A 501-nucleotide genomic window follows, 5' to 3' on the forward strand; every position below is an offset into this window, starting at 1 on the left:
GCCGCGAGCGAGCGCGCGACGCCCCCGCCGATCCCGCCCGCGGCCCCCGTCACGAGAACGTACATGCCGGAGGGTCGCGGCGGGGCCAGTAGACGGTGGCGGTTCGCGTCGCCGGAGGCGGACTCGGCGACGCGGGCGGCGCCGCCGGCCTCGGTCTCCCGGCCGACGCCCGAAGGCATATATCCGACACGGGCGATGGTCGGCGTAATGTCCACCGACGAGCCGTCCGTCCCGATCGTGTGCGACGAGTGCGAGACGGAGACCCGCGTGCCGCTCGACGACCTCGCGGACGCGCTCGACAAGCACAACGCCCAGAAGCACGGCGGCGAGTCCGTCGCGGAGGTCGACCCCGCGATCAAGGACCGCCTCGCCGACCTCGTCGCCGAGGACTTGGGGCTGTTCGACGAGGAGGCGTGAGCGAGCGCCGCCGAACCCCCGTTCGCGAGCGCTCGCGGGCAGCGACATCGCATCGTCGCGGGAATATGGGAGCAATAATTGCGT

At 72.5% G+C, this 501-nt stretch carries 1 protein-coding gene; it reads left to right on the forward strand.

The annotated features are described in order from the left end of the window. Positions 1-207: 207 nt before the first annotated feature. A complete protein-coding gene (locus D3D02_RS19100; RefSeq protein WP_053770698.1) occupies positions 208-417 on the forward strand; it encodes a hypothetical protein in 210 nt (69 codons plus the stop codon). The last annotated feature ends 84 nt before the right edge of the window (positions 418-501 follow it).

Source organism: Halobellus sp. Atlit-38R (assembly GCF_003665925.1).
GTDB classification, from domain to species: domain Archaea; phylum Halobacteriota; class Halobacteria; order Halobacteriales; family Haloferacaceae; genus Haloquadratum; species Haloquadratum inordinatus.